The organism is Arthrobacter sp. FW306-07-I, from assembly GCF_021800405.1.
Taxonomy (GTDB): Bacteria; Actinomycetota; Actinomycetes; order Actinomycetales; family Micrococcaceae; genus Arthrobacter.
The window spans coordinates 22,065-47,771 of sequence record NZ_CP084551.1; the positions used below are offsets into that span (position 1 = coordinate 22,065).

Here is a 25,707-nt window from a genome sequence, read left to right on the forward strand (position 1 = left end):
CGGCCGGCCGCCAACTACCGTACCTACCGGCTTCCTGAATCAAGGAAACAAGGAACTCATGGCTTATCTCTTCAACAATCCGATCGACTTCGCCGACCAACTCACCGACGGATTCGCCGCGGCTTACCCCCAATGGATTAGAAAAGTCCCCGGCGGCGTGGTCCGCAGCAATGGTGCTGCCCCGGGCAGCGTCGTGGTCATCACCGGCGGCGGCTCGGGCCACTACCCTGCCTTCGCGGGCCTCGTCGGCCCCGGCCTCGCCCACGGCGCAGCGATGGGAAACATCTTCGCGTCGCCCTCGGCGCAGCAGATCTATTCCGTAGCCAAGTCCGCCCACGCCGGTGGGGGAGTCCTGTTGACGTATGGAAACTACGCCGGAGACGTTCTGAACTTCACGGTGGCGAAGGATCGACTAAACGCCGAGGGTATACGGACTCTGATGGTCGCCGTCACCGACGATATTTCCAGTGCTCCCACGGCTGAGATCGATAAAAGGCGTGGAATTGCCGGCGATCTGGCCGTGTTCAAGGCGGCCGGGGCGTGCGCGGACGCAGGAGGCAACCTGGACGAGGTCTTCCAGGTGGCAACCCGTGCCAATGAAAGAACCCGTTCCTTTGGGATCGCCTTTTCCGGATGCACCCTCCCTGGCGCCGCGGCGCCCCTCTTCCAGATCCCCGAGGGACGAATGGCAGTGGGCATGGGCATACACGGTGAGCCTGGCATCAGCGAACAGGCTCTTCCGACGGCGGACGCCGCCGCCGAGCTGATGGTCCGCTCACTGCTCGCTGAGGCACCGGAAAACCTGAACGGCCGCCGGGTCGGTGTCATACTTAACGGGCTCGGCGCCGTGAAATCCGAAGAACTCTTCGTCGTATACCGCAAGATCGCACAGATGCTGGACTTCGCCGGGATTGTTGTGGTGGATCCAGAAGTCGGTGAGCTCGTGACGAGCTTCGAGATGGCGGGCGTTTCCCTAACCCTGTTCTGGCTTGATGACGAACTTGAAAAATACTGGACGGCGCCCGCGAGCACCCCGGCCTTCCGAAAAGGTGTCGTCAGCGACGAGGGCCCCCGCTACGGGAAAACCCCGGAATACGCGGCAAAGAACGAGCTGCCAGATGCTTCAGAAGCCTCCCGCCAGGCTGCCGGCCAAGTGCAGAAGCTTCTGGAAACCGTGCAGGCCGAGATAGATGAAAACGCGGAAAATCTCGGATTCCTGGACTCCGTCGCCGGCGACGGAGACCACGGGATCGGTATGCAGCGGGGTGCTGCCGCGGCGGCGGACGCGGGGCGGGCCGCCCTTGCCGCCGGCGCCGGCGCCGGCACCTTGTTGTCCTTGGCCGCGGATGCGTGGGCCGACCGGGCAGGCGGAACATCCGGCGTGCTGTGGGGCCTGATCATCAAATCCATAGGCCAGAGCGTTGGCGACAACGAATCACCCAACACGGCGAGCATCTCACAGGGAATCACCGAGGCGGCCAAACAGGTCATGGCGTTCGGCAAGGCCGAACTCGGCGACAAGACTCTGGTCGACGTCCTGATTCCATTCAGCGTCGCCCTCAGCGAGGGGATCCGGTCCGGAAATGCCCCGGAGAACGCATGGCACGCAGCAGCCGAAGCGGCCGATGAGGCCGCGAAATCGACGGCCTCCCTTGTCCCCAAGATGGGGCGCGCCCGGCCTCACGCAGAAAAAAGTATAGGAACCCCGGACCCGGGTGCCGTTTCCATGGCAATGATCATCAGGGCAGTCGAACGCGACCTCAGCCCAGAAAGAGAAGTCAAATGACTGGCAAGTTCCGAATCGTCATCGGCAGCGACAACGCTGGCTACGAATATAAAGAGGCGCTCAAGGCTGACCTCGAAAAAAGCGAACTCGTTGAGTCCGTTCATGACGTCGGCGTCGACGAAACCGGCCAGACCGCCTACCCCACGATTGCCATCGCCGCGGCAGAAATGATCGCCGGCGGAACAGCTGACCGGGCGCTCCTGGTCTGCGGTACAGGTCTGGGCGTTGCCATCGCGGCAAACAAAGTTGAAGGAGTCCGTGCCGTTACCGCCCACGACAGCTATTCCGTCGAGCGTTCCGTCCTGAGTAACAACGCGCAGGTACTGACGTTCGGGCAGCGCGTCGTGGGACTGGAACTCGCCCGGCGGCTGGCCCGCGAATGGCTCACGTACCGGTTCGACGAAACGTCAGCTTCAGCCCAAAAAGTCCAGCTGATGAACGATTACGAGGCAGACCGGGATGCCTGAACGACACCTGCCATCCGGCAGCCGGCCGGGGGCGGCGTGATGGACCACCCAAAACCCGCGCTCCTCGGAGTCAGTCTCAAGATGTACTTCGGGCATGAAGAAACACTGGAATGGTGTCGGCAGGTGGCTGTGATGGCCAAGGGACACCAGGCCCTGCAGGATGGCGAAGTGGAACTCTTTATACTCCCCAGTTTCCAAGCCTTGGTCCCTGCCCGGCAAATTCTCGCTGACACCCCCGTGGCAATCGGCGCCCAGGACCTGCACTGGGAAGATCGGGGCGCTTTCACCGGCGAAGTCAGCGGACCGGCGCTGGCAGAAGCGGATTGCCGCTACGTCGAGGTCGGGCACGCAGAACGCCGCAGGCTTTTCGGCGAGGATGACGCGGTCGTGAGTGCCAAAACGGCCGCCGCCCTTAGGAATGGTCTCATTCCGGTGATTTGCGTCGGCGAGCCTGACGAAGGTCCGGCGGAGAACGCTGCCGAGGTCTGTCTCGCCCAGCTCAGCTCGGCGCTCCAGCCGGATCAGCGCAACGGACGGGGTTCTGCCGTCGTTGTTGCGTACGAACCCGCCTGGGCCATTGGATCCACGAGCCCGGCATCTTCGAAGCACATCAGCGAGGTCTGTGCCCGCCTCAAGGAATGGCTGAGGACCCAAACCCGCTTTACCCAATGGTCCGTCATCTATGGAGGAAGCGCGGGGCCGGGTCTGCTGACGCAGCTCGACTCCGACGTCGACGGACTGTTCCTGGGCCGCTTTGCGCACCGTGTCACGGCGCTATCGGACATCATTGACGAAGCGTCCCGCCTCCGTGACGGGTACGTCAGGCGAGACGGGTAGGTACGGTGAGAAGCCCGGCAGGCCATGGGGACAAAAAGATTCAGGAGCACGAATGAAATCTGATGCGGACAACCAGACACCGCGTCTTTCCCGTCAGGGCGAACGGCAGCGCGCGATCTCGGAGGCCGTAATGGCCGAAGGGGCGGTGCGTATCGATGAGCTGGCCGAGCGCTTCGGAACCAGCCAGATGACAGTCCACCGCGACCTTGACGAGCTGGAGGCTCGTGGCCTGCTCCGTAAGTCCAGAGGCGTGGCGACGGCATTGTCATCAAGCCTTGTTGAATCCAGCGATGTCTTCCGGACCGGTCAGCAGCAGGACGAAAAGCGGGAGATCGCCCGTACGGCCGTGGAGCTCATCGAGACAGGGCAGGCGATCTTCCTGGACGACTCCACCACTGTGCTCCAAATGGCACGGCTGATCCCTTCACGGACCCCATTGACCGTCATCACCAATGTGCTCACCCTCATCAACGAGCTGAAGGGCACACGAGGAATCTCCCTCGTGGCTCTCGGCGGAAGCTACTACAACTGGTGCAGCTCGTTCATGGGCGGCACCACAATCGAAGCGATCAATAAGCTCCGTGCTGATGTATTCATCATGTCTACAGCAGCGATCACGGACGACATCTGCTTCTTCCAAAGCCAAGCGACGGTAGACATCAAGCGCGCCATGTTCAACGCCGCCGCCAAAAGGATCCTGCTTGTAGATCACACAAAATTCCAGAAACGGGCGCTCTACGCACTGGCGCCCCTCTCGGACTTCGACGTCGTCGTGGTGGACTCCAAAACGAATCCCGAGGACATCAACCGGCTAAGGTCCCATAATGTCCACGTCATCGTCGCCGACGGCCACGCCCGCCATGACGGCCTTCATGAAGATCCAGGCACGGGTAATTCCGCCGCACCCGACAACCGACCAAAATGACACGGCCAATCAGACACCTGCGCCGGTCCACCAAACTCCCTGCGCAAGGATTCCCGCTTGAGCAACACGTCGACCAGCCCGACGACGAAGACGCGCAGATATCCCAGCCAGCCGGAGACCTTCCAGAAACGGCCGACAACGTCCCCAAAAGCACCACAAAGGATCGAATATCATGACGACGCAGAGCACCACATCAACTCCCCGGACCATGCGTGCCAGCGTGCTCGTCACACCCGGAAACGTCGAAATGCAGGACGTGCCGGTCCCCGCCCTGACCTCCACCCAAGTCCTAGTCAAAATCTCCGCCGTCGGGGTCTGCGGCTCCGATACCCACTTCTTCCATGAAGGCCACATCGGAGACATGATCGTGAAGTCACCGCTGATCCTCGGCCACGAATCCGCAGGCAGCATTGTTGCCGTAGGGGTCAATGTCTCCACCTCGCGCATCGGTGAGCGCGTCTCTATCGAGCCCCAAAAACCCTGCCGAATCTGCGAATACTGCAAGGGCGGTCGATACAACCTCTGTCCGAACATTGAATTCTACGCAGCACCTCCCATCCACGGCGCTTTCGCCGAATTCGCAGCCATCGAATCCGACTTCGCCCATCCCGTTCCCGATCACGTAAGCGACGAAGCTGCCGCACTGATGGAGCCGTTGTCGGTCGCAATCGCCACCTGCCGCAAAGCGGCCATAAAGCCCGGATCCCGTGCGCTCATCGCAGGAGCAGGGCCCATAGGAATTCTCGTGGCCCAAATTGCCGGGATCCACGGCGCCACGGACATCACCGTGTCGGATCCGGCCCCGCACCGGCGCGAATTTGCCCTCAGGACGGGTGCCACCCGGACCGTGGACCCCCGAATCGAAGATGTCACCTCCGGTCCACTGTTTGACGTCTTTGTGGACGCCTCCGGCGCCCCGCCAGCGATCCAATCCGGCATTGCAGCCGTCAAACCCGGTGGCAGAGTCGTGCTCGTCGGGATGGGTGCCGACAGCGTGGAACTGCCAGTATCACTTATCCAGAACCGGGAAATCGAGTTGACCGGCATATTCCGCTACACCAACACCTGGTCCTTGGCCATTGACCTGGTCGCTTCCGGCCGGGTGGACCTCGATGCACTGGTCACACACCGCTTCGGCCTTGAAGACGTCAAGACAGCCCTACTCACCGGCGGCGACGATCCCCGGGCCATCAAGTCTGTCATCGTCCCTTAGCGAGTGTTGCTAAAGCTGGCTTTTAACCAGACGAATGGCCCAGTGGGTTGTACGGCGGTGGGGGTATTTGCCTGCGGTTTTGTCCGATCTCATGGCGAGTCCCCGCCAGGACCGCGAAAGAACTGGTCACGCACTCCCCGGATGAATCGCGCAGTTAATCGCTTCGCGTCACCCACCTGTCCTGCACCTGTCCAAGGCCACTCAACGGCAGCCTGAAAACCAAGAATTACGAAAGAGAGACACGGATGTCATCAGCTGCTGCACAACTGGCAAAGGCAATTGCCGAGCATGACGGGGTACTGCCGCTGGACGCGGCCTTAGTCGCCAGGGACTGGCTGCCTGCCGGGCGCAGGCTCGGCCTTCCGGAAGAGCAGTACGACGTGGGGGAGCGGGGCACTATCTGCGAACGGTGGCTCGGATCCACCACTCACGCCGATAACGCCGTCGGGCCGGCCGATGAAGGCGTCAACTACATCCGGCCGTCCAACGGGGAACCGATCAACCTGGCGGACGCTGTCGCTGCAGACCCCGCAGCGATCATGGGTCTCGAATACGCCGCCAGTCATGATGGGCTCGGGCGCTTGGCTAAGATCTTCGATTACGGAGCGCGCATCCCGTTCCACGTCCATCCCCCGAAGGATCAGGCGGCCAAGGTGGGCCGCAATTCAAAGGACGAGGCCTATTACTTCCCATCCGATGTGGATATGGGCGCCCACCCCGAGACCTTCTTCGGCGTGCACCCCGGTATCGCCGAAGACCACCTCTCAAACCTGTTGCTGGATGAATTGATCTCCTGGGATTCTGATGACATCCTCCAGCACGCCCGGGCGTACAAGCAGATGCCCGAGGACGGGTTCTTCCTGCCATCCGGGGTGCTGCACGCCCCGGGCACGGCGTTGACCGTCGAACTCCAGGAAGACTCCGACACGCTGGCCATGTTTCAGGCCCTGAACGCCGGCACGATCATCAGCAAGGAGCTGCTCTTCAAAGATGTCAGCGAACAAGACCGGGCCGAGCGTGGTGAGGCCGCCCTCCTGGACTGGCTGGACTGGGAAGTCAACGGGGATCCCTACTTCTACGAGAACCGCCACATCGCGCCGGTGCTCTTCCACGAATCCGCGGCCGCGACCGAGGCGTGGATCTTCTACGGTTCCACCAAATTCAGCGGTAAACGCCTCATCGTTAAACCGGGCCAGACCTACAGCTGCCGTGAAAACGGTGTGTTCAACCTTCTCGTCTGGCGCGGCGAAGGAATTATCGGAGGCCATCACGTCACCGGCAACCAGCCGGGAGCCGACGAACTGCTCATCGTCCACGACCGCGCCATCCAGCCCCTGGACTACACCAACACCGGCGCCACCGACATGACCATCATCAAATTCTTCGGCCCCGACCTCAACCCCGGAGCACCCACCATCTCGCTGCGCCGTATAGAATCCCAGTCAAACTAGCGAAGAGCAGGCTACACGCTGCTGTCCGTACCGGCCGTGATGCTGCTTGGCATGCAGAATCTGGTTCTGCAGTTCCTTGGTCTGGCAGTACTGGGCTTCCTGCTAAGTGACGCGCACTCCCCGACGTCCGCTTTGCCCCAGCGAGAAGGGCGTCCCAGACACGTACAGGCCGATCGCTGAAGTACGCTCGGAGGTCCACTTTGCCGGTGGTAGATCATTCAGACGCTCGGCTGCGGCAGCGCCCACCACATTCGTGTCCAGCACACGGCGCAGGTCATCGGTCGTCGCCTCGGCCGGTGGCCGCCTGCCGCCGGCAATGCCCGCGTTGTTGATGAGTATGTCCAACGCCCCGGCCTCGGCGCGGACCCGTTCGGCCGCGGCGGTCACCGAGGCCTCGACGGTCACGTCAATCTCGATGGCCCTGGCTCCGAGCAGCCGGGCAGCTTCCGCCCCGCGGGTGACATCACGAGCGCCGAGATAGACGGTATGACCGGCGGCGGCAAGCAAACGGGCGGTTTCGTAGCCCAGTCCCCGGGTTGCCCCGGTAATCAATGTCGTTGTCATGCCACTGATGCTCACTCGTTCCGGAACAGGCAACCAGCGGCCCGCTGGTCCTGGGAGCAGAAGTACCAGCCAATCGTCCGTCCGCTACCTGATAGGCCGCCGAAATTCACCTTGTATTTGAAGGAGCTCACACGACTATGTCCTTCCTCGGGGACGCCGTTCTGGCCTGCGATGCGACAACTGTAATGAAGCTCGCACCACAATGCGTCAGATTGGTTGGAGCTGCGCCAACTTATATTGAAATGGACATCGACCTCGCAGACCTACAAACAGATGAGCGATTCTCGCGCCTAATGGCGGCCAAAACCTAACGCCGATAATTGATATTATGTCAACTAGTACTCTGCGTATTGCATCAGATGAATCAATCGCCCCGATCCCCCGGATCCGCACCAAGTCCTTTCACTTCCCTAAGATTCCGCGGAATTTGCGGTCTGAACAGCGTTAACGCGCCGCTGGCCAGGCGCTGCCCGACGGGCGCAATATCGATCCTTGAAGCGGTTGCGACAAGCGTCTGACCTGCGGTTTTGTGCTGATGATGCATTTAATGAATCATTGATTCAAGATTTGAGCACAAACTTCGAGGGAACTGTGGGGCGAGAATGGCGGTGGACGCGTCCGGGCGTGTGCTGCAGCTGAGTGCTGTTCAGCTGCTGCATCCCGAGGAACAGACTCTTGAGGACATGCTGACCGGGTGGCGCAACCAGCAGCTTTCCAGGAACCTCCAGTTCGACACGATCGACAAGGGCATCGCGAGTGTCCGCCGGTTCGTGAACCATGTGAACGAGTTTCCGTGGAACTGGGCACCGGAACACGTCGAGGAGTATTTCGGTGACCTCCGCTCAATCCACCAGCTGAAGCACTCCACGGTCCGCGGCTACCAGTCCACGCTCCGCCGGTTCACGTCCTACGTGTCAAACCCCGACTACGGCTGGGACCAGGTCTGCGAACAGCGCTTCGGCACGCACCCGTCCCAGGTCTTCTTTGACTGGAACACCGCCTCCCACACACAGGAGTACGAAGGACGTCCCTCCAAGCGGCCCTTCACCAAGACGGAACTCCAGATGCTGTTCGATCACGCCGACGACCAGGTCGAACTCATCGCCGCCTCAGGCAAGAAAGGCTGGCAGGCCGCCTACCGGGACGCCGTCATGCTGAAAATCGCCTACTCGTACGGGCTCAGATTCAACGAGCTCCGGCACCTGCAATCCATCGACTTTGCGGCCAACCCGAAGGCGCGAAGGTTCGGCAAGGCAGGCGTCTGCAAGGTCCGGTTCGGCAAATCCCGCAAGGGCTCCCCGCACAAACCCCGCAGCGTCCTGACGGTCTTCGACTGGACCGCCGGCGTTCTCGAGGACTGGCTCGCCAACGGACGGGGCATGCTCGACACCCTGGACCTGTTCCCCAGCGAACGCGGCGGCCTGATCTGCGAATCCACCCTGCTGCGCCGGCTCCGGCGCTACCTCAACGAGCTGGGCCTGCCAATGGATGGCCTGGACCTGCATTCGCTCCGGCGCTCCTATGCAACGCACCTGTTGGAGGACGGATGGGATCCTAGATTCGTGCAACATCAGATGGGCCACGAACACGCCTCCACCACCGGGATTTACCAGTTCGTCAGCGACGACTTCCGCAACACGACCCTTCGGGCAGCGCTGGACCGCACCATGGATGAAGTCCTGGGCGTGCAGATGCGAGGTGAATGGTGAGACGCGACGTCGAATACAAGTGGCGGCTCTCGGAGCTCATGGCAGCACGGGGCCTGCACAACACCACCGACCTCATCCCCCTTCTGGCCGAGCGCGGCATCACCTTGTCCCGCCCACAGGTCTACCGTCTCGTCAACCAGAAACCCGAACGCGTCGCACTGCAGGTCATCGCCGCGATCTGCGACATCTTCTCCTGCGGACCCGAGGACCTCATCACCGTCACAGCCGCCGACGTCCGCGCCCGCAAAACCGGAACCAGCGCCCCCAACGTCGTCGACCTGAACCGCACCGTCAGACCACGGCGCGCACGCATCATCGACAATGATCACTGACAAACCCGCAGGCCTCAGCCCCCGCAGCACCAGCCGCGGCCGGCCCCGCACCACGGGGACTGCCACCTGCGCACGCTGCGGCCGGGCCGCCGGTAAAACCCGCGCCACCTGGCCCGAAGGCCGAATCTGCGGCCCATGCTTCACCACCGCCACCCGCACCCACGGGACCTGCCCGGAGTGCGGCCAGCACAGACTTCTACCCGGGCCACCGGACATCAGCGGAGGGCCACGCTGCGCGCCCTGCGCCGGCATCCTCCACGACTTCCACTGCACCCGTTGCAATACGGAGGGCGAGTTCTACCGGCGCGGCATATGCGCCCGCTGCGCCCTCCGGGAGGACCTCAACGAACTACTGCTCATGCACCCCGCCGACCCGGACACCGCCGGCAAAATCGTCCATGCGCTTTGCAAAGCGGACCGGCCCGAAAGCATCATCACGTGGAAACGCTCCCCCAAAGTCCAAGCACTCCTGGCCTCTCTGTCATGCGGGGAAACTCCCTTGACGCACGAAGGACTCGATGCCGCGGCCAAGTCAGCGAACCGCGAAGCCAATCACCTGCGCGCCCTGTTCATTCATCATGGACTCCTCCCCTACCAAGACCCGTATCTGGCCCGGTTCGAAACCTGGATTGACGACAAGCTCCGCCACTTGCCCGAGGAGGTCGCCAAACCCGTCGCACAGTTTGCCACCTGGCATCACCTCCGGCGCATCCGGTCCATCACAACACCGGAGAAGAGCGCCCAAGCCCCGGTCCACTCGGCCAAGCAAGAGATCACCGAAACCGTCAAGTTTCTGGACTGGCTCTGGGAAACCCACCAGCGGACAGCGGCGAACTGCACCCAACAAGACATCGAAACCTGGCTCGCAACCGGTTCCACGACCAGAAAAGCCATCCGCACCTTCATCGTCTTCATCAAGAACACCGGCACAAACCACAGGGTGGACATGGGCCACTACACAGCCAAAACCCGCCCCGCGATCACCCAGGACCAGCGCGTGGCCTGGCTCCGGGAACTGCTTACCGGCACCAGCGAGTCCCTGCCCTACCGAGTCGCCGGCATCCTGCTGCTTCTCTACGCCCAGCCGCTCGTTCGGGTCGCCAAACTCCGGACCGACGCTATCGAAACCAATGAAAGCACCGGCAACATGCGGATCACCTTCGGCCCGCACCCAGTGCCCATTCCCGAACCCTTCGCCGACTTGCTTCGAGAGCACCTTAAAGGCCGTCCGAATCTCAGAACAGGATCAGACGCACAAAGCCCCTGGCTCTTCCCGGGGACCCGGGCCGGACAACCACTTCACCCAAACGGCATCATGGATAGGCTCCGAAGCCTGGGCATCGACCTGCGCGGCGCACGAAACACGGCCCTCGACGAACACCTTTTAGTCTCACCACCGCCACTGGTCGCCGACGCACTCGGATACAGCCACCAAGTAGCCTTCCTCCACGCCGACGCGGCAGGCGACGCCTGGTCCCGCTACGTCAACCTAAGAACCGGGCCTTGAAGCGTCCTTGCGAACACTTCGACAGTGACATCTAACTCTCACTCATCAAGGTCTTCTCGCCTGTCTGAGCGCAGATCCTCAATCGGTCTCTTTCCAATGAGCTCCTGACGATAACCCTCAACTTCAGCAGACTTCTTTCGAGACCATCGCCAACCAAAGTAGGACCCAAGAAGCCCAGCTAACGCGAAACCCACCGCCGTCACAGCCGGGGAGCCCGTTGCAACCTGGATCCAGACGGCAATGCCAACAACCAACATCGCTGTGACTACCAAAACGAAGGCTTTCTGCTTTCGACCCGTCATCGCACTCCTCCCCGAGCAGTTGTGCAAATGCTGGCACGAACTAGACCAACAGGGAAAGCCTTGGCAGCAAAGGTAGACATTCCGTGTTCTAGCGGAGGACTTGCACGACGCAGGCTTTCGTGGCGAATACGCTCACATTTGATCCGCAGGGATGCCAGTAGCGTTGCTATAGCGACCTTGCTTGTCAACGCTAGTTGTCAGCGCCCATACTGTCACTGTAGCAATTGCCTGCTGATGAAGGGAAGCACGATGGGCTGGTTCACTGAGGGCAGCGAGCATGAAGGCTATGTCGTGTGCGTCTTCGCGGACGGTATGTACGGGTCCGGTGGCAGGTATATGGAGATCAACCTGATGACGCCCGACGGCCGCCCGGTGGCGCTTGAGAATGAGCCAAGCAGCGACGCATGGCGTCCACCGTCCCAGGTGGTCGGATGGCGGGTCGCCTGCAGCTGTGTTCCGTTTCGGGAACACGTCATCCTGGATCCGCTGTGGACACGGGTCTGGGATCCGGCCGACGAGGACGCCGCCGCGGGGCGCATCTACGCCGGACCGGCGGCCAGCGCCGACGCTGCTGACATCAGCGACCGGGAAGACCTGAAGCCGCTGTTCCTGGATGTGTGGCACCGGCATGTCGCCCCGGACCTGTCGCTGCACACCATCGGCACCCTGAGCCGCAGCCTGAAGGATCTTGAAGCCCAGCTCGACGACGCCGTCGCAGCCGCGAGGGCGGCAGGCGTCTCCTGGGACAAGATCGGCGGAGCGTTCGGGATCAGCCGCCAAGGGGCCCAGAAGCGCTGGCAAACAGGATCCGCCGCTGCGCCTGTCCGGACCGAAAACAACTGAACTCCGGCTGGTTGGGATTTCGCATGTGATCCCGCTTGTGTTTGAGGCATTGATATTTGGTGTTACAAACGTGAGAATGAAGTATGACTGCAGTGACAGGAGCCCGAGGCGGGCTGAAAGCCCATCAGGACTCGATCCGGTTGCCTGAGCCGGAGCTGGTCCGCGATTTGCGGGATCTGCTGGGCGCGAAGCTCGTCGCCTACATCGGTTCCGTGAAGGAAACGCGCGCCGTGCGGCAGTGGGCGGACGGCGAACGGAAACCCTCCGCGGAGGTCATGCAGCGGCTCCGCACCGCCTACCATGTGGCTGCCCTCCTCGCGGAGCGGGATTCACGGGCTGTCGTGCAGGCCTGGTTCCAAGGGATGAACCCGCAGCTGGATGATACCCCTCCGGCCCGGTTGCTCCGCGAAGGCCAACTCGAGGAAGCAGGCCCGCTGGTCCTCGCCGCCGCCCGGGCATTTGCCGCGGCGGGCTGATCGGGTGGTCGCTGGTGAATTGACCGCGTTGGCAGCCGCGGGACGGGTTTGGCGTGTCGGGTTCCGACCGGAACCGTGGGCATGGAGCGGCTGGGAATGGGCCACCGACGGCCGGTTCCCGGGCCGCTGGGATGACCTGCACGGCAACTTCCGCACCGTCTATGCCGGCTCGAGCCTGCTGGCCTGCCTGCTGGAGGTTCTGGCGCATTTCCGCAAGGACGCCAGGCTCAGTCTGGAACTCGATGACATCGTCGAGGACGATGAGGACAAAGTCCTGCACCCCACCATCGCACCGGGCAGCGTTCCCAAGGAATGGCTTGATGAACGTACGGCCGCTTCGGCGGAACTTTCAGGCCGCTATTGCGTGGTGACAGCCTCGAGCACTATCGCGGCGCTGCACCCGCGCTTCATTGGCCTGGCACTGAGCCTGGGGCTCGATGATTTTGACGCCGCGGCGCTGAAGGACGCACGGCCGCGGCGCCTGACGCAGTCGGTTGCCTCCTGGCTCTATGAGACGACGGACTTCGATGGTGTGACGTTCGCGTCCCGGCACGGGGATGATCTGCAGCTCTGGGCAGTCTTCGAACGCCCGGAAGACCCCGCTGTCACTCCCAACATTCGCGACGTGGAGGTCGAGGAGCTGCAGCACGATACCCCGGCACTCCTCACCGCTTTCCGCTTCCTGGGTCTGCAGTGGGAGAACGACTGAGGAAGAACTTACAGGCAGTGTCTGCACAAACACTTTTCCGTCCATGGCCCGCTGCCCCTCCCCGCGGGTCTTCTTGGTGGAGTTCTCTCCCTTGCATTTGTCGGCTGCCAGCCTGTGTTGGGCGATGTGTCCGTAGGCTACCGTGAAGGGAAGAACCGTTTTGTGGGGGTGTAACCGTGGCTCAGACGAAGGAAGCGGTGCCGCAGACGCGCCGCTCTGCTCCGTACTGGGAGTGGGTGCAGATGTACCGGCGGGGCATCGGGCCGGCGAAGATCGCCGCAGTGTGCGGTGCGGCAGTGACCACTGTCCGCTATCACCTGCAGATCGCGGCGACGAGAGATCCTGGTCTTCGTGGAGAGCATGCCGCTGCCCTGCCGGTCAAGGTCCCGTCCGATACGGCTTTGCAAAGGATGGACGAGCTCGTCGCGTTCTACCGCACGCAGGGGCGTCTGCCGGCAGCCCACGCGGCATCCTCCAGCGAACAGGCCCTGGCCAGCTGGCTGTACCGTCGACGCCGGGAATCAGCAGCCGGAACCCTCTCCCCCACACTCAGCGAAGGCTTGGGCGTCATCCCCGGCTGGGATCAGGCGTCGCCCCGGAAGGCCGAGGACGAGGCACGGTGGCAGCGGCGGCTGAGGGAAGTTGAAGCCTTCCGAAAGGCAGGCGGTGAATGGCCACGGCACCAGAAAACCGGCGACCCGGTCGAGCGCACCCTCGGGGTGTGGCTGCACGGCCAGCGCATCAACTACAACCACGGCAGGCTGGCACCGGAGAAGAAGTCGCGGCTGGATAAAGTCCTGCCGGGGTGGCGCGAGGGCCGACCACGCGGCCGCCGCCGCGATTCATAGCCGACGGGCACCCGGCGACACCTGACTCCGGTCACTGGGACATGCTCTCTGGCCAGCGCCCAACCGGGGCCAGTTAGTCGGCCCCGGTCAGCGCTGTTTGATTTTCCCGGGCTGGACGGCCTCAAGGTCTACCGGCTCATGCCCTTTTGAAGGAGCTTTGTCTGTCCGTTCGCTCCGCGCGTTTTGCGGGCCTTTGCAGGCTTTGGCCCCTTAGCCACGGCTGCGTTGGGTGGTGTGCCCTGGTCCTGGTCGGCGCTGAGCCGCGCTTGGACAGCTTCGCGGTCGGCGACGCTTTCCAGGCTGGCAGCCAGTGTCTGGCGGCGTTCGGCTGAATCGTATTTGACTCCGGCTTCATGGTGCAGATGCTCGGCGCGGGGATTGTCGCGGGCGGCTGTCCAATCCCTGATCAGCTTCCTTTCCATGTCCTTTTCCTCGGCGACTCTGTCCGCAAAGTTGTGCAGCTGTTCCCAGTTATGTGCCTCGATGGGTTTTGCCTCATGGAGCCACGCCAGCGCCTCGTTAAGGTCTTCCTTGGAGGGTGCCTCAACGGCGGCCGCCCGTTCCCTGTCTTCTCGGTCGGCTTCGGCCAGCAGCTGTGCAGTCTGGGCATTCTCGTCCCGGCCGGCGGTGCGTTCCGATTGGGCTTGGTCGCGGTCCCGCTCGGCCTTCGCCATTGCGGCAGCCACGGATGCTTCGTCGGCGCCCGGGTTGTCCACGTCCAGGCCGTAGCGGCGTTGCACCTGGTCGCGGATTGCCTCGGCTGCGTCGCGCGCTGCCGGGTCGTGGTCCTTCCATGCGGTGGCGGTCTCGTGGACCCGTTCGATGTCTCGGCCGCTGGCTGTGTCCCACCATCGGTTGTCCATGACCGGGGCGAGCTGTGCGCGGGCAGCAGCACGCTCGGCGCCGTACCGGGCCTGCAGTTCCCGGGCTTGTTGTTCCTCGGCCGCCTGGGCGCGGCGCAGCTCTTGTTCGCGTGTCCTGGCCAGCTGCTCACCGAGCCGTCCGGCGACGGTCAGCCCGACGCGGGTCATTCCTTCGATGGCTTCCTCGATGCCGTCAGATTCACTCATGGTTCCCCCTCCTGGTGGTCATCTTTCAAGGTCCGGGCGGGTGCTCCCGCCCCGGGTGGTCGTGTGGGTACGTGCCTGCTCGTATTTCGGTGGCAGCACCGAACCGGCGGGGCGTCCTTGGGTCTGGCCGGCAGTGCTCGTGCCTACAGCTTCGGCCGCTTCACTATCTACAACCGGTGCCGGCGCGGGAGTGCTGGGCAGCGCGGCAGCGACCTGGCTCAATTGGTGCCTGACCATGTGGCTGATCTGCCGTGCCCGGCGAAGATCGTTTGAGGCCTTGTGCATGTCGTGGACGGCCTTGGCGACGTTGAGCAGCTGCCGCAGCATGATCGCCTGGGCAGCGGTTCCCGCCCCGCCCATCGTGGCCGCCATGAGCATCAGCGAGGCTCCCCGGGCCGATGGTCCGACGCTGCGGATAGGCCTGACTGGGTAGCGGCGGAGCTGCGCCGTCTTGGCCAGTTCATCGGCTGCCGCTGCCAGGGGTCCAGGCGTTGGTTCCGTGGCTGTCGACCAGGCAGCAAACGCCCCCGACGTTTCGCGGGCTACGTGCGCCCAGGTGGCGTGGTCATCCAGCGGAACGGAGCGCAGGTTTTCGCGCAGCCGTGCGACTTCGTCGCTGTACTGCTCCCACAGTTGCGGGTCCGGTTCGTAAGCTTCACGGCCGACAGTTACAGGGCGCCGTCCGCGGGCTGCTGCCTGCCATTCGGCGACGGCTTCAGCCGCCCCTTGCGGGGTGTCCTGCCACTCGGTGCGGAGCTTGGGCAGGGCAAGGTCTTTGGCGAGGTGACCGCCGCCGAACCAGACCGGCCGGCCACCCTTTGGGGGACGTTCGGCCACGCTGTAGCCGACCACGACATCGTCGCGTCCGGACGCGTACCGTGGCCGGACCAAGGCACCGATACGGCGGAGACGGCGGACGAATTCTGCCTCATCCTGGGCTGCAGTCGCGCAGGCACGGACCTTGCGTTCCAATGACCGGCGTTCCGGTTCGGGTGCGCCGCGCCGTGCGGATGCTTCGCGCTCACCGGGACGCAGACCGCGGGTGGAATGCGTGGGTGAGAGTTCTTCCAGGCCGTACTTTTTCTCAAGCTCGCGGGCTACTTGTTGTGCGCGCGGGAAGTCCCGCCAGCTGCTCCACTTGGTGCCGTCCTCGCGGACCATGGACGCGGCAATATGGATGTGGTCGTTCCCGGCTTTGCTGTGGCCGTGACGGATCGCGACCCATTGTGCCGGTGCACGGCCGCTGGCTTCGGTGAACCCCATTTCGTCCATGAAGTCCTGGGCGATGGCCGCCCATTTCTCGTCAGTGAGGTCGCCTTCTTCGGCACGCAGTGACAGGGAGCAGTGCCAGACATGTCCGCCGGGAATCTCGACACCCAGGACGCTACGGGCGCGGTCGAGTTCCTTGGCAATGGCCCCGGCGCCCTCAGCGTTCAATTCGTCGTCGTTGTGCCAGGCCATGATCGACGGTGAGCCTGCGACCAGGTGCGGGTCGGTGTGCTCGTTCGCCCTCCCGGGACCGGCAAGGTATGCGATCAACCCATGCATGCGGGTGCCCTTGGTGATGTTGGGAATCATCAGCGCACCATCGAATCCAGCATCGAATTGAGCCGGTCGGCGACAGCCCGGACACGGGTCAACACGGTGCGGGCAGCTTCCGGGAACTCGTCCGTGGCGTTCGCGTGACGGGCCAGCTGGTTGACGTTGTTCGACAGGGCTGCAAGGTAGCGGCGTGCGGCGATGAATTCCACCGCCATCGCCCGGCGTTCAGCCAGCGACTCGGAGTTCTCCGCGTACAGGGCAGCGCTGACAAGGATCTCCGACGGGCTGCGCCCCGTCCGCGCCTCCAGGACCTTCAACTGCGCGCGCTCAAATTCGGACATCGACACGCGCACGTACTGGGTAGCGCCGTCAATGTTCGCCCGGCGCCGGCGGGTGAACCGGCGGGGAGACTTCGGCTCTTCGCTCATCCCGTGCCCCTCCCCCACATGCCCAGCGCAGCGCCCCGGAATTTCCGGGCCGACACCCTCAGTGTCGCCGATCAACGCGCGCAGGCCGTGGATCGACACGCGGGTTATGGCACATAACCGCCTAGCTTGCTCCGGAAAATCGCCTGCGCTCTTATTCGGCGCTTTGGTGGTTGTCCGGTACTGCCCTGCAGGACGCTTCGCGTCTGACTTGTTCACAACGACTGCGTCGTTCCGTTTCGGCTGGGTGAGGCTACTGCCCGGTCCTTCCTTGGCAAGTCTCCGCAGCCGGCTTTCGCGGCATATCCTCGCTCCGCTCCGGTATTCCACGGTCCGGCCACTCCGACTGGCCAATTCCTTCACCGGCCAAGTTTCGGCAAGCGTGCCGAAAGGAACGCGGCATAGGGATAGCGAAAGGTACAGTTTTGGCTCTCATCTCACCAACCACAGTGGCCAGGCAATACGGCGTCTCATCGACGCAACTGCGACAGTGGCGGCAGCAAGGTATCGGCCCCGAATACTTCCAGTTCACCGCACGCACCGTCAGCTACGTTGACGACTATCTACGGGACTGGTTCAACGACCCCAACAACGCCGGCCTGCTGGCAGAAGGTCCTGCGGCCACCGGGCAAACCTCATGCCGGGATGGGCGCGTCCGGCGGACCCGGCGTCGGGACGATCGTTAGGCTGGATCCCATGGCGAATCTCGACATTGAACAGACACGAAACCAGGCCCGCGCTCTCCTGGACTCACGGATAGAGTCAGTGACCAATCTGGTACGAACACGGCAGCGCATCACAGATCTCAAGGACCAGCTCGCATCAGCCGAGCGTGACGACAAGCGCGCGTACGTTCAGGCAACCCGTGACGGGTGGAGCCCCGAGGAACTCAAGAAACTCGGTCTCGAACCGGCCGCAGCAGGACGGCGCCGCAAGGCCCAGACTAAAGCCACCGACACCGCCACGCTTCAGGGTGAAGCCCGGCAGCCGGATGGGCATCATGCGGCTTCCCTGAACTGACCCCTGCATGCGCTCGTCCGGGCGGCATTCCCGCACTACACGTGGCACTTATTAGGACACAAAAAGGGCCGGCTTTAGCCGGCCCTTTTTGTTCTCCTCGGACAATGGAAATCTGGTCACAACTCTACCAGCCTCTGCAGGTGCTGCGCGGCACGATGGTGCGGGTCGTAGTCTTGCGCAAACGGCGGTCCGCCGCTGGTGAGTGGCTGTCATGGTGCGCACACGGGCGGCGGACCGCCCGACTTTTGGAAGGTTCCTGGCCCTCGGATGATGAGCGGGTGGGGCCTTGCCGGGCGGCGTTCGCGGCCGCCCGGCACGGGACTTTAGGCTTCTTCGTCCGCGGTTGGGGTACCGCTGTCGAGGATGATTTTTTCAACCTCACTTGCGGTGTATCCCCACGTCACCAGCTGGTTCAAGTAGTCCCTGTGGGCTTGGCTCGGGGACCGCCATGAGTCCTTCGCGATCGTCTTCTCATACCCGGCACAGACCAGCGCAATCAGGGAAAACTCTGGCCGTGCCGTGGACTTCGCCACGTGAGTGCGGAGCGGGTTCCACGCCCAGGTCTTCTCCTCGACCATCTTGGCCCCGACCATCCCTGCAGCCACCTCCCCGTCGTAGCCGCTGGCCGTCTCCGGGTGGTGAGTGATCGCGTGGACGGTGAAGTACTGCCATCCCTTCGGTGCCTGCTTCTTCGCCAACAGGCCGGTCACAAAATCACGGCGGACCACCTGCGCGGACAACATCGCTTTATTGCGCTCGATCAGCGTTTTACGCTCGGCCTTCTGTTCCTCGCTCATGGGACCCTTCTGCTGTTGCTGGACACCGTCGTAGCGTTCGTACTTCGGGACGAAGCCCGTGTCCTTCCACGCCGCGATCACGGAATGCGTGCGGTGCTGGCCGCGGTAATCCGTGGTGATCAGGACGGCGTTGGCGTCCTCCTCAGTGGCAGGTTCCCCGTCCTCCCTTTTCGCGGCGGTGACGTAAAGGTTCTCGTCGTCGGCGTAATGCCCGGCGTCCTCCACGATGGTCTTGCCCTGGGCTTCAAGTTCCTCCTGCAGGGCGGCGAGAGCGGCGGCGCTCTCACGCTTATCGCGCAGGAGCTGGGCGACGTGCAGGAGCTGATCGGGTTCGTCCATCATGACCGACTCGAGCTCCTCAGACGCTGATACGTCACCTTCAAACTCGGCCATGATCAGGGCCTCCTCAATCGACCATCCTTTGCCCAGGGCTGCCGCTCCCGCGTCGGAGGACTTGGCCTTCAGTGCGCTTTCAACGGTGGTCCGGGTGCGGCCTGTCTTCTTCGCGATCGCTGCCGCCGACACCCCGATCAGGGACAGCTGATGGTACGCCTCGGCCTCGTCCGCTTCGGTCAGTTCGGCGCGCTGGATGTTCTCCACCACCTGCGTCACGATCCGCTCCGCTTCCTCGGGGGACTGGATGATCATTACTGGGATCACCGGCCGCCCTGCTTCGACGGCGGCGCGGGTGCGACGCTGACCCATCAGCACGTGCACGGTACCGTCGTCCTTGCGGTGGGCGATGACCGGTTCCATCACGCCGTGTTCTTTGATGCTGGCGACGAAATCCGCGGTGAGGGCGGCGTCCTTGCGGACGTTGACATCGACCGTCAGGCTGGCCGGGTCGAGCATCTCCAGTACAGGTGTTGCGCTCATAAAATATCTGTCCTTCTTGTCCGAGAAGTTGGGTGGGTGGGGCGGTTCGTGGTGACCGGCCAGCTCCCCTTCTCCCCGGCGTTGTTTTGGCTGCTGGCGGAGCTTGCGGAGCTGTGCCCGACGGAGCGCCTGTCCACCCGTAAGGGCAAGGGGCGGAAATCTTCGTAAGGAAATCAGCGACGCAGACATCTCACGTGTTTAGGAAGTCAAGCAGCGAGCTCTGCGGGTGGGGTGAAGGCTGTGGTTTCGTCGAATTGGGTGTTGGTGGTGAGGCAGTGGTGGAGTTGGCCGAGGAGGCGGTTGAAGAGGTTGCGTTGGGCTGCTGCGTGCCAGTCCCCGGCTGCGCGGCGGCGTTTGTAGTGGGCTTTGGCGCCTGGGGATCCGGTGAGGGCGGACAGTGCCCACATGTAGCCGACGGTGCTGAGGCGGTCGTTCTTGACGAATCTGCGGCCGACGAATTTCTTCTTGCCCGAGGCTCTGGTGATGGGTGCGGAGCCGGCGTAGGCCTTCAGGGCGCGGGCGTCTGCGAACCGTTGCCTGTCGTCTCCGATTTCGGCCAGGAGCCGGGCTCCGAGCTGGTTTCCGATCCCGGGGAAGCTGAGCAGGATCTGGGCGTCGGGGTGGGTGAGGAAGGCTTCCTCGACGGCGGCGCCGAGCTGGTCGACGGCCTGGCAGGCGGCGTCGAGGAGAAGCAGCAGGCCGGCGGCCTGCTGGCCCATGGCGTCTTCGACGGCCTGGGGCTGGCGGGCGTGATCGCCGCGGAAGATGGTTTTGATCCGCTGGGCCTGGGCAGTGATGCCGCGGGACCGTCCCGCGCGGCGCAGGGCGGTTTCGATCCGGGCGGTGCTGAGCCGTGCGCCCGTGCCCGGGGTGGGGGCGATGCGCAGCAGTTCCCTGATTTCAGGGCGGGTAAGGCCGTTCTGCCAGACCGCGCCGGCCTGTAGGAGGGCCGGGTAGAACTGGCGCAGCACGGAGCGGAGCTGGTTGGCGGTCTGCTGGCGTGCCCAGACCGCGTCCTGCTGGGCGCGGGCCAGGACGGTGATCGCCCGCGCCTGCTCGGTGTCGGCCGGCAGGGGGCGGTGCGCATGGGCGTCGGTGCGCAGGATGTTCGCCAGCACCAGGGCATCGCCCGGGTCGGACTTCTTCTTCGAGACCCCGTGCCGGTCGCGGTAGCGGGCGGCGGAGAGCGGATTGACCGCATAGATTTTCCGGGCGCCGGCGCGCAGGGCCGCGACGAGCAGGCCCTGGCTGGTTTCGATCGCCACCGGGACGGGGTCCTGGGGTGTGTCCCCATGGTCGGCGAGCAATTCCATCAGGTCCCGGTAGCCGGCGGCGTCGTCGGTGATCCGGCGTTTGGCCAGCAGCTCGCCGGCGCTGTCGATAATAGCGATGTCATGGTGGCCTTCGGCCCAGTCGATCCCGCAGTAGAGGTCCAATCTGTGCTCCTCGCAGTCAAGGGTGTGTTCTGTTCTCGGGGTGTGCCAGTTCGGATCACGCAGCGCCCTAATTCCAAGACTCGAAGGTCTGCCATCTCACCAGCCGTTCGTGAAACGAGTCCACTTCGGGCGCCCCGGTCTAACCAAGAGCTCCACGGCTCCCGGAGAAGGAAGGGGTCATCCCGCAGCCTGCACGCCACCACGAGAACCAAGTACCACGCCATCAGTCGGGGGTTCCGCCGCCACGCGGGCGGCGGAACCTGGCCGGCAACAACACCGAAGCATTGGCCGGCCCGGTCCGGGGGGCCTGCGGCGTGAATCCGCCGTTACGCGCCGCTCTTCGTCGAGGGTTCAAGGACCGAAGAGCGCCGGAGGCGTCGCAGCAGCGCTGCCACCGCGGGAACCCCGATAACAGCTTCCGGCGGGGCCAGCTGACCTGGTCCCGCCGGAAGCGATTTGCGGTCACATCTGGGAGTCCCGCGGTGGGGCCGCCGGTGACCGCGCCGCTCTGCGTCGAGGATTCCAAGATCCAAGAGCGCCGAAGGCGTCACCACCGGTAACTCCCCCACAGAACCCCAACAAGACAGCCCCGGGAAGAGCCCCACCACCTGGTCACCTGGAAGCCGCTTAACTACGAATTAGGAGCGCCGTCGAAGAATTTCCACACCGCAGGCCCCTGGAGGAACGACAGGGGCTGGACGGGCCGGAGCGGGCACGTACAATCCGTCAGGACAGCAGCCAAAAAGCGTCGCAGACAAAAACGGGCCAGGGGGTCCGGAGCCCTGCGACGGCACCCCCTGACCCCAACAGCCGGCCGCGGAGCCTGCGGAGCGGACGCCCGAACCTTGGAGGTGAAGGTTCCCGGGTTTTGGTGAGGGTGTTGCTAGGGTTGTCCCGTCCTCCTGCGCCGGTTGTTCTCTAAGGACGTCCGGCCGCGGCGGGCATCCTTCTGTCCTTCTGCCGGAGCTTGTCCCTTGCGGGTAGGGGTTGATGGAGGACGCAAAGAGCCGGCCACCATCGGGGCCGGCTCTTTGTGTTCCTCGGACAAAGGAAGATTCAGGGCAGCATCAGTGCTGCGAGATGCTTAGAAGTTGTGGTGTTCCTGGGCCCACGCAATATCCACCGGCACGCCGGATTCGTCGGCGGTAAGCAGGCTCAGTTCCATGATGTCTTCGGCCAGGCTGGCGTCGTCGCCGGGTAAGTCGTCCTCGGTGAGGATGTAGTCGGTTGCCATGCTCGCGCGCTTCCTGGTTCGGTGCAGTGTTCCAGGGTTTCACTGTAGCCGTGGTTTCTGCGCGTTCAAGGGATTTTGTGGCTGCGCCCGCGCCAGCGTGAACGGCGGCCGGGGGAGCGCAGCGGAGGAGGCCGCCCCGCCACCACAGGAAGGCCGGGCCGGGATCGTATAGTGATCCGGCCCGGCCCGTTCCCCTACTGAATGATGCGGCGCTGGTAGGACTTTCCGGGGTCGCGGGCTACGTCAGCGACTCGGCCCTGGATAATCACTTCCCGCAACAGCACGGCGAGGCGGAAACCTGCAGCGTCCTCGGTAGCGAGCTTCAGGTACCGGTCGGCTTGGGATCCGCGGCCCTTCAGCCACTGAAGCCAGCCCATCAGGGTCAGCATCGGGGCGCGCTGCCCGGCCGGTACAACCTTCATCAGCTCGAAGGCGAGGGCTTCCGCGCGGTCCACGCGGTCCCAGTCGGGACGGGCGGTGAACGTGCCCATCAACACGTCTTCAAAGCTGCCGTTGTGGGTGGTGATGATGTCCCGGAACAGGTAGTCGCGGATGTGCCGGTGCTGGAATGCCGCCGCCAACTGCCGGGCGGTGTCCGTGTCCAGCGCCGGTGCTCCATCCACGCGATCCAGCGCGGCCGCCCACATCCCGCGGGCGGTGTCCAGGTCTTCGTCGGTGCCTTCCGGGGCCTGGACCGGTGCCGCCCACGTGCCCAGGAACTCGGGGTTGTACACGTCAAGGTCCGGGGCGGACCCGAAGTAGGTCAGCGTAGCGTTGGCGTTGCTGTCCCGAACCTCGTCCAGCGCGTTCGTCTCGGCCGTCCCGTAGGGTGCCCAGTGGGTACCGGTGACCAGCAGAACGATGTGGACGGGCATCCGGGCGGTGGCCAGCTCGTTCGTGAGGGCCGCGACGTGCGCGGCGTACGGGCAGCCGCTGCCGTGCTCTTCGTCGGTGTACACGATGACGACGCTGCCTGTCGCCTTCTCATCGTAGGCCGCGTAGGTGGTCATCAGCTGCGCGTAATCCTCCGGGGCCGCCTCCGCCGGTGCATCCATGCGCAGGCTGGCGCCCAGGATGCCCGCACGGAGCGTGAACACGACGAAGGACTCCTTCGGCTCGGTGCCCAGCAGGTGCGGGACGGCGGCGAGCAGGTCAGCGGAACCGGAGATCGTCAGTTTTTCAGTCATGGGTGTTGTTCCTTCTTGTCCGAGAAGTGGGGTGGGTGGGGCGGTTCGTGGTGACCCGGCCAGCTCCCCTTCCCCTCCCCCGCGTTGTTTTGGCTGCTGGCGGAGCTTGCGGAGCTGTGCCCGACGGAGACCCGTCCACCCGTAGGGCAAGGGGCGGAAATCTTCGTAAGGAAATCAGCGACGCAGGAGCGCCGTCGAAGCATTTCCACACCGCAGGCCCCTGGAGGAACGACAGGGGCTGGACGGGCCGGAGCGGGCACGTACAATCCGTCAGGACAGCAGCCAAAAAGTCGCAGACAAGAAGGGCCAGGGGGTCCGGAGCCCTGCGACGGCACCCCCTGGTCCCCCAGCCGGCCGCGGAGCCTGCGGAGCGGACGCCCGCTTCATGTGAGCCCTGGCGAACACACTCCCCCAGCCACCAGGCGCCCCACCAGGGTTGCGGCCCCGGCATGCCGCGGGCGGCAGGCACCCGCACCCGTCCCCTGCGCGATGGGCGGTCCGCCGCCGGCAACCACCTCCTGAAGCCGGCCACGCAGCGGCGGACCGCCCGCGGTGACCGGCCCCCGGGAAAGGCTGGTCACCTCCTGGCTATTCGCGGCGGTCGTGGAGCGGGACCGCTCCGTAGCGTCCGGCGGCGCGGCGGAAGCGGGCGTCACTGCTGTAGATGAACGTGCCCCCGAACATGTACCACGGTGCGGGTTCCCCTGCCTGGGTGACCGGCTCGGCGTGGACAACAGTCTCGGCGTTGAAGTGCTTGTTCTTCACGAGCCGGACGGCGGGCCGTTCCTCGGTGGCGGCGAACACCGGGTCGATGCCTTCCCCGATGACGGTCACTTCCATGGCTGTGGCGGAGATGCCCCGGTTGGAGAAGTCCGTGCCCAGGTCGTCGCGGTAGATCAGGGCTGTGATGCCTTTGGGTGCTGTGGTGTCGTTACTCATCTGCTGATATCCCTTCGGGTTTGTTGGGCTGTGCTGCCCGGCCCTGTGGCCGGGCAGCACAACGGTGTGGTGGTGGTTAGGCGACGTTGACGGTGCAGGGCATCCGGTAGCGGCTGGGGAGCTCGGCGGCGGCTTCGGGCAGATCGTCCGGGCCGTGTGCCTGGCCGTTCTTCCAGTGGAAGAACGCCTGTTCGGTGATCGCGTCCCACTGGCGGGCCTTGGTCCGGTAGTAGGTGCAGGTCACGTCGCCCTCGCAGTACGTGGCGACGCCAAACAGGTTTCCGATGCGGTCAGCGGTGCGGGTCGCGGCAACCATCACGTAGGGCCACTGGCCCAGATCCCAGCCCTCCGAGCCCCAGCAGGAGAGCACGGTCCAGCCGTGCTGTTCGATCAGATCCATCCAGTCGTAGCCGCCGTTCATGTGGTAATCGCCCAGGACGGTCATGTCCTCGATGGCTTCCCCGGTGTCGGCGAGGGTCACGGTCTTCCTGATTACTGCGTTCATGGTGTTGTTCCTTCTTGTCCGAGAAGTGGGGTGGGTGGGGCGGCCCTGTGGTGACCGGCCAGCTCCCCTTCCCCTCCCCCGCGTTGTTTTGGCTGCTGGCGGAGCTTGCGGAGCTGTGCCCGACGGAGACCCGTCCACCCGTAGGGCAAGGGGCGGAAATCTTCGTAAGGAAATCAGCGACGCAGGAGCGCCGTCGAAGATTCCCGCACCGCAGGCCCCGACGAAGGAGGGGCTGGACGGGCCGGAGCGGGCACGTACAATCCGTCAGGACAGCAGCCAAAAAAAGCGTCGCAGACAAGGACAGGGCCAGGGGGTCCGGAGCCCTGCGACGGCACCCCCAGGCACCAACAGCCGGCCGCGGAGCCTGCGGAGCGGACGCCCATCAATTGGTTGCTGCGCAGCGGCAACCGGTCCCTGCGGCGGTAAACTTGTACTGCCCCCGTCACCGGCCGCTCCCCCCAGTTGGCCGGTGACGGCGAGGCTAAAAACTCCCCGGCCGCACCCTTTCTGTGGGATGCTCGAAGGCGTAAGCAGCAGGATGTTTACACCCAGGGCAGAGGGCCGCTTTTCCCACGCCTGCGGCCCTTTGCCTTCCCCTCATGGCTGCTTTGGGCTCTTGGTACGGTGGAGGTGTCTCGCCGGTGGTAGCGGGACCCGCAGGGGACTTACTCCTGGCGGGACGCTTGGTGGAGGGGAAAGCGTATGGG

General features: G+C 64.1%; 24 protein-coding genes and 1 pseudogene. 15 read left to right on the forward strand and 10 right to left on the reverse strand.

What is annotated here, in order from left to right:
- Positions 1-58 precede the first annotated feature (58 nt).
- The 6 genes from LFT46_RS20780 to LFT46_RS20805 all read left to right on the forward strand — a co-directional run bounded on the left by LFT46_RS20780 (position 59) and on the right by LFT46_RS20805 (position 6,679).
- Positions 59-1,786, forward strand: a complete 1,728-nt coding sequence (locus LFT46_RS20780; protein WP_236822132.1) for a dihydroxyacetone kinase family protein — start codon at positions 59-61, stop codon at positions 1,784-1,786.
- Positions 1,783-2,253 (forward strand): ribose-5-phosphate isomerase, encoded by a 471-nt coding sequence (locus LFT46_RS20785; RefSeq protein WP_236822133.1) that lies wholly within the window; start codon positions 1,783-1,785, stop codon positions 2,251-2,253. Before LFT46_RS20780 ends, LFT46_RS20785 begins: the two co-directional genes overlap by 4 nt.
- A gap of 39 nt (positions 2,254-2,292) precedes the next feature.
- Positions 2,293-3,090, forward strand: coding sequence for a triose-phosphate isomerase family protein (locus LFT46_RS20790; RefSeq protein WP_236822134.1), 798 nt, complete (start codon positions 2,293-2,295; stop codon positions 3,088-3,090).
- A gap of 52 nt (positions 3,091-3,142) precedes the next feature.
- The gene (locus tag LFT46_RS20795; protein ID WP_236822135.1) at positions 3,143-4,015 is read left to right on the forward strand and encodes a DeoR/GlpR family DNA-binding transcription regulator; all 873 of its coding nucleotides are present in this window, start codon (positions 3,143-3,145) and stop codon (positions 4,013-4,015) included.
- A 172-nt stretch (positions 4,016-4,187) separates the two neighbouring features.
- The gene (locus tag LFT46_RS20800) at positions 4,188-5,228 is read left to right on the forward strand and encodes an NAD(P)-dependent alcohol dehydrogenase (protein WP_236822136.1); all 1,041 of its coding nucleotides are present in this window, start codon (positions 4,188-4,190) and stop codon (positions 5,226-5,228) included.
- A 245-nt stretch (positions 5,229-5,473) separates the two neighbouring features.
- Positions 5,474-6,679 (forward strand): hypothetical protein, encoded by a 1,206-nt coding sequence (locus LFT46_RS20805; protein WP_236822137.1) that lies wholly within the window; start codon positions 5,474-5,476, stop codon positions 6,677-6,679.
- A 240-nt stretch (positions 6,680-6,919) separates the two neighbouring features.
- Here the strand turns inward: LFT46_RS20805 and LFT46_RS20810 are convergent.
- A pseudogene (locus LFT46_RS20810) lies at positions 6,920-7,243 on the reverse strand (SDR family NAD(P)-dependent oxidoreductase); the annotation flags it as partial.
- 602 nt (positions 7,244-7,845) lie between these two features.
- Here LFT46_RS20810 and LFT46_RS20815 point away from each other — a divergent pair.
- The 7 genes from LFT46_RS20815 (at position 7,846) to LFT46_RS20845 (ending at position 13,969) form a co-directional block, all read left to right on the forward strand.
- Positions 7,846-8,952: a tyrosine-type recombinase/integrase gene (locus LFT46_RS20815; RefSeq protein ID WP_175319800.1), complete on the forward strand. Its 1,107-nt coding sequence runs from the start codon at positions 7,846-7,848 to the stop codon at positions 8,950-8,952.
- Positions 8,949-9,284, forward strand: coding sequence for a helix-turn-helix domain-containing protein (locus tag LFT46_RS20820; protein ID WP_141161575.1), 336 nt, complete (start codon positions 8,949-8,951; stop codon positions 9,282-9,284). Before LFT46_RS20815 ends, LFT46_RS20820 begins: the two co-directional genes overlap by 4 nt.
- A complete protein-coding gene (locus LFT46_RS20825) occupies positions 9,274-10,791 on the forward strand; it encodes a recombinase XerD (protein ID WP_236819513.1) in 1,518 nt (505 codons plus the stop codon). The genes LFT46_RS20820 and LFT46_RS20825 overlap by 11 nt, the downstream gene beginning before the upstream one ends.
- A 551-nt stretch (positions 10,792-11,342) precedes the next feature.
- The gene (locus LFT46_RS20830) at positions 11,343-11,936 is read left to right on the forward strand and encodes a hypothetical protein (protein WP_236822138.1); all 594 of its coding nucleotides are present in this window, start codon (positions 11,343-11,345) and stop codon (positions 11,934-11,936) included.
- 83 nt (positions 11,937-12,019) lie between these two features.
- Positions 12,020-12,412 (forward strand): hypothetical protein, encoded by a 393-nt coding sequence (locus LFT46_RS20835; protein ID WP_236822139.1) that lies wholly within the window; start codon positions 12,020-12,022, stop codon positions 12,410-12,412.
- 19 nt (positions 12,413-12,431) lie between these two features.
- On the forward strand, positions 12,432-13,121 hold the full coding sequence (locus LFT46_RS20840; protein WP_236822140.1) for an RES domain-containing protein: 690 nt from the start codon (positions 12,432-12,434) through the stop codon (positions 13,119-13,121).
- Between the two features lie 176 nt (positions 13,122-13,297).
- Positions 13,298-13,969, forward strand: coding sequence for a helicase associated domain-containing protein (locus LFT46_RS20845; protein ID WP_236822141.1), 672 nt, complete (start codon positions 13,298-13,300; stop codon positions 13,967-13,969).
- Between the two features lie 128 nt (positions 13,970-14,097).
- Here LFT46_RS20845 and LFT46_RS20850 read toward each other — a convergent pair whose 3' ends face one another.
- The 3 genes from LFT46_RS20850 to mobC are packed head-to-tail and all read right to left on the reverse strand — an operon-like array spanning position 14,098 to position 17,009.
- Positions 14,098-15,039, reverse strand: coding sequence for a hypothetical protein (locus LFT46_RS20850; protein WP_236822142.1), 942 nt, complete (start codon positions 15,037-15,039; stop codon positions 14,098-14,100).
- Positions 15,040-15,057: 18 nt separating this feature from the next.
- The gene (locus tag LFT46_RS20855) at positions 15,058-16,617 is read right to left on the reverse strand and encodes a relaxase/mobilization nuclease domain-containing protein (RefSeq protein ID WP_236822143.1); all 1,560 of its coding nucleotides are present in this window, start codon (positions 16,615-16,617) and stop codon (positions 15,058-15,060) included.
- Positions 16,617-17,009: a plasmid mobilization relaxosome protein MobC gene (gene mobC, locus LFT46_RS20860; protein ID WP_236822144.1), complete on the reverse strand. Its 393-nt coding sequence runs from the start codon at positions 17,007-17,009 to the stop codon at positions 16,617-16,619. Before mobC ends, LFT46_RS20855 begins: the two co-directional genes overlap by 1 nt.
- Before the next feature lie 422 nt (positions 17,010-17,431).
- Here mobC and LFT46_RS20865 point away from each other — a divergent pair, with 422 nt between their 5' ends.
- Positions 17,432-17,692, forward strand: coding sequence for a helix-turn-helix transcriptional regulator (locus LFT46_RS20865; RefSeq protein WP_236822145.1), 261 nt, complete (start codon positions 17,432-17,434; stop codon positions 17,690-17,692).
- A gap of 10 nt (positions 17,693-17,702) precedes the next feature.
- Positions 17,703-18,026: a hypothetical protein gene (locus LFT46_RS20870; RefSeq protein ID WP_236822146.1), complete on the forward strand. Its 324-nt coding sequence runs from the start codon at positions 17,703-17,705 to the stop codon at positions 18,024-18,026.
- Positions 18,027-18,349: 323 nt separating this feature from the next.
- Here LFT46_RS20870 and LFT46_RS20875 read toward each other — a convergent pair whose 3' ends face one another.
- From LFT46_RS20875 to LFT46_RS20900, 6 genes are all read right to left on the reverse strand, one after another.
- On the reverse strand, positions 18,350-19,699 hold the full coding sequence (locus LFT46_RS20875) for a ParB/RepB/Spo0J family partition protein (protein ID WP_236822147.1): 1,350 nt from the start codon (positions 19,697-19,699) through the stop codon (positions 18,350-18,352).
- Between the two features lie 206 nt (positions 19,700-19,905).
- Complete coding sequence (locus LFT46_RS20880) at positions 19,906-21,135, reverse strand: IS110 family transposase (protein ID WP_236820602.1); 1,230 nt, start codon at positions 21,133-21,135, stop codon at positions 19,906-19,908.
- A gap of 1,084 nt (positions 21,136-22,219) precedes the next feature.
- A complete protein-coding gene (locus LFT46_RS20885) occupies positions 22,220-22,369 on the reverse strand; it encodes a hypothetical protein (protein ID WP_236822148.1) in 150 nt (49 codons plus the stop codon).
- 194 nt (positions 22,370-22,563) lie between these two features.
- Entirely contained in the window at positions 22,564-23,556 is a 993-nt protein-coding gene (locus LFT46_RS20890; RefSeq protein ID WP_236822149.1) for a DUF4192 family protein, read from the reverse strand.
- 588 nt (positions 23,557-24,144) lie between these two features.
- On the reverse strand, positions 24,145-24,495 hold the full coding sequence (locus LFT46_RS20895) for a hypothetical protein (protein ID WP_236822150.1): 351 nt from the start codon (positions 24,493-24,495) through the stop codon (positions 24,145-24,147).
- Between the two features lie 76 nt (positions 24,496-24,571).
- Complete coding sequence (locus tag LFT46_RS20900) at positions 24,572-25,000, reverse strand: hypothetical protein (RefSeq protein WP_236822151.1); 429 nt, start codon at positions 24,998-25,000, stop codon at positions 24,572-24,574.
- Positions 25,001-25,707: the final 707 nt, after the last annotated feature.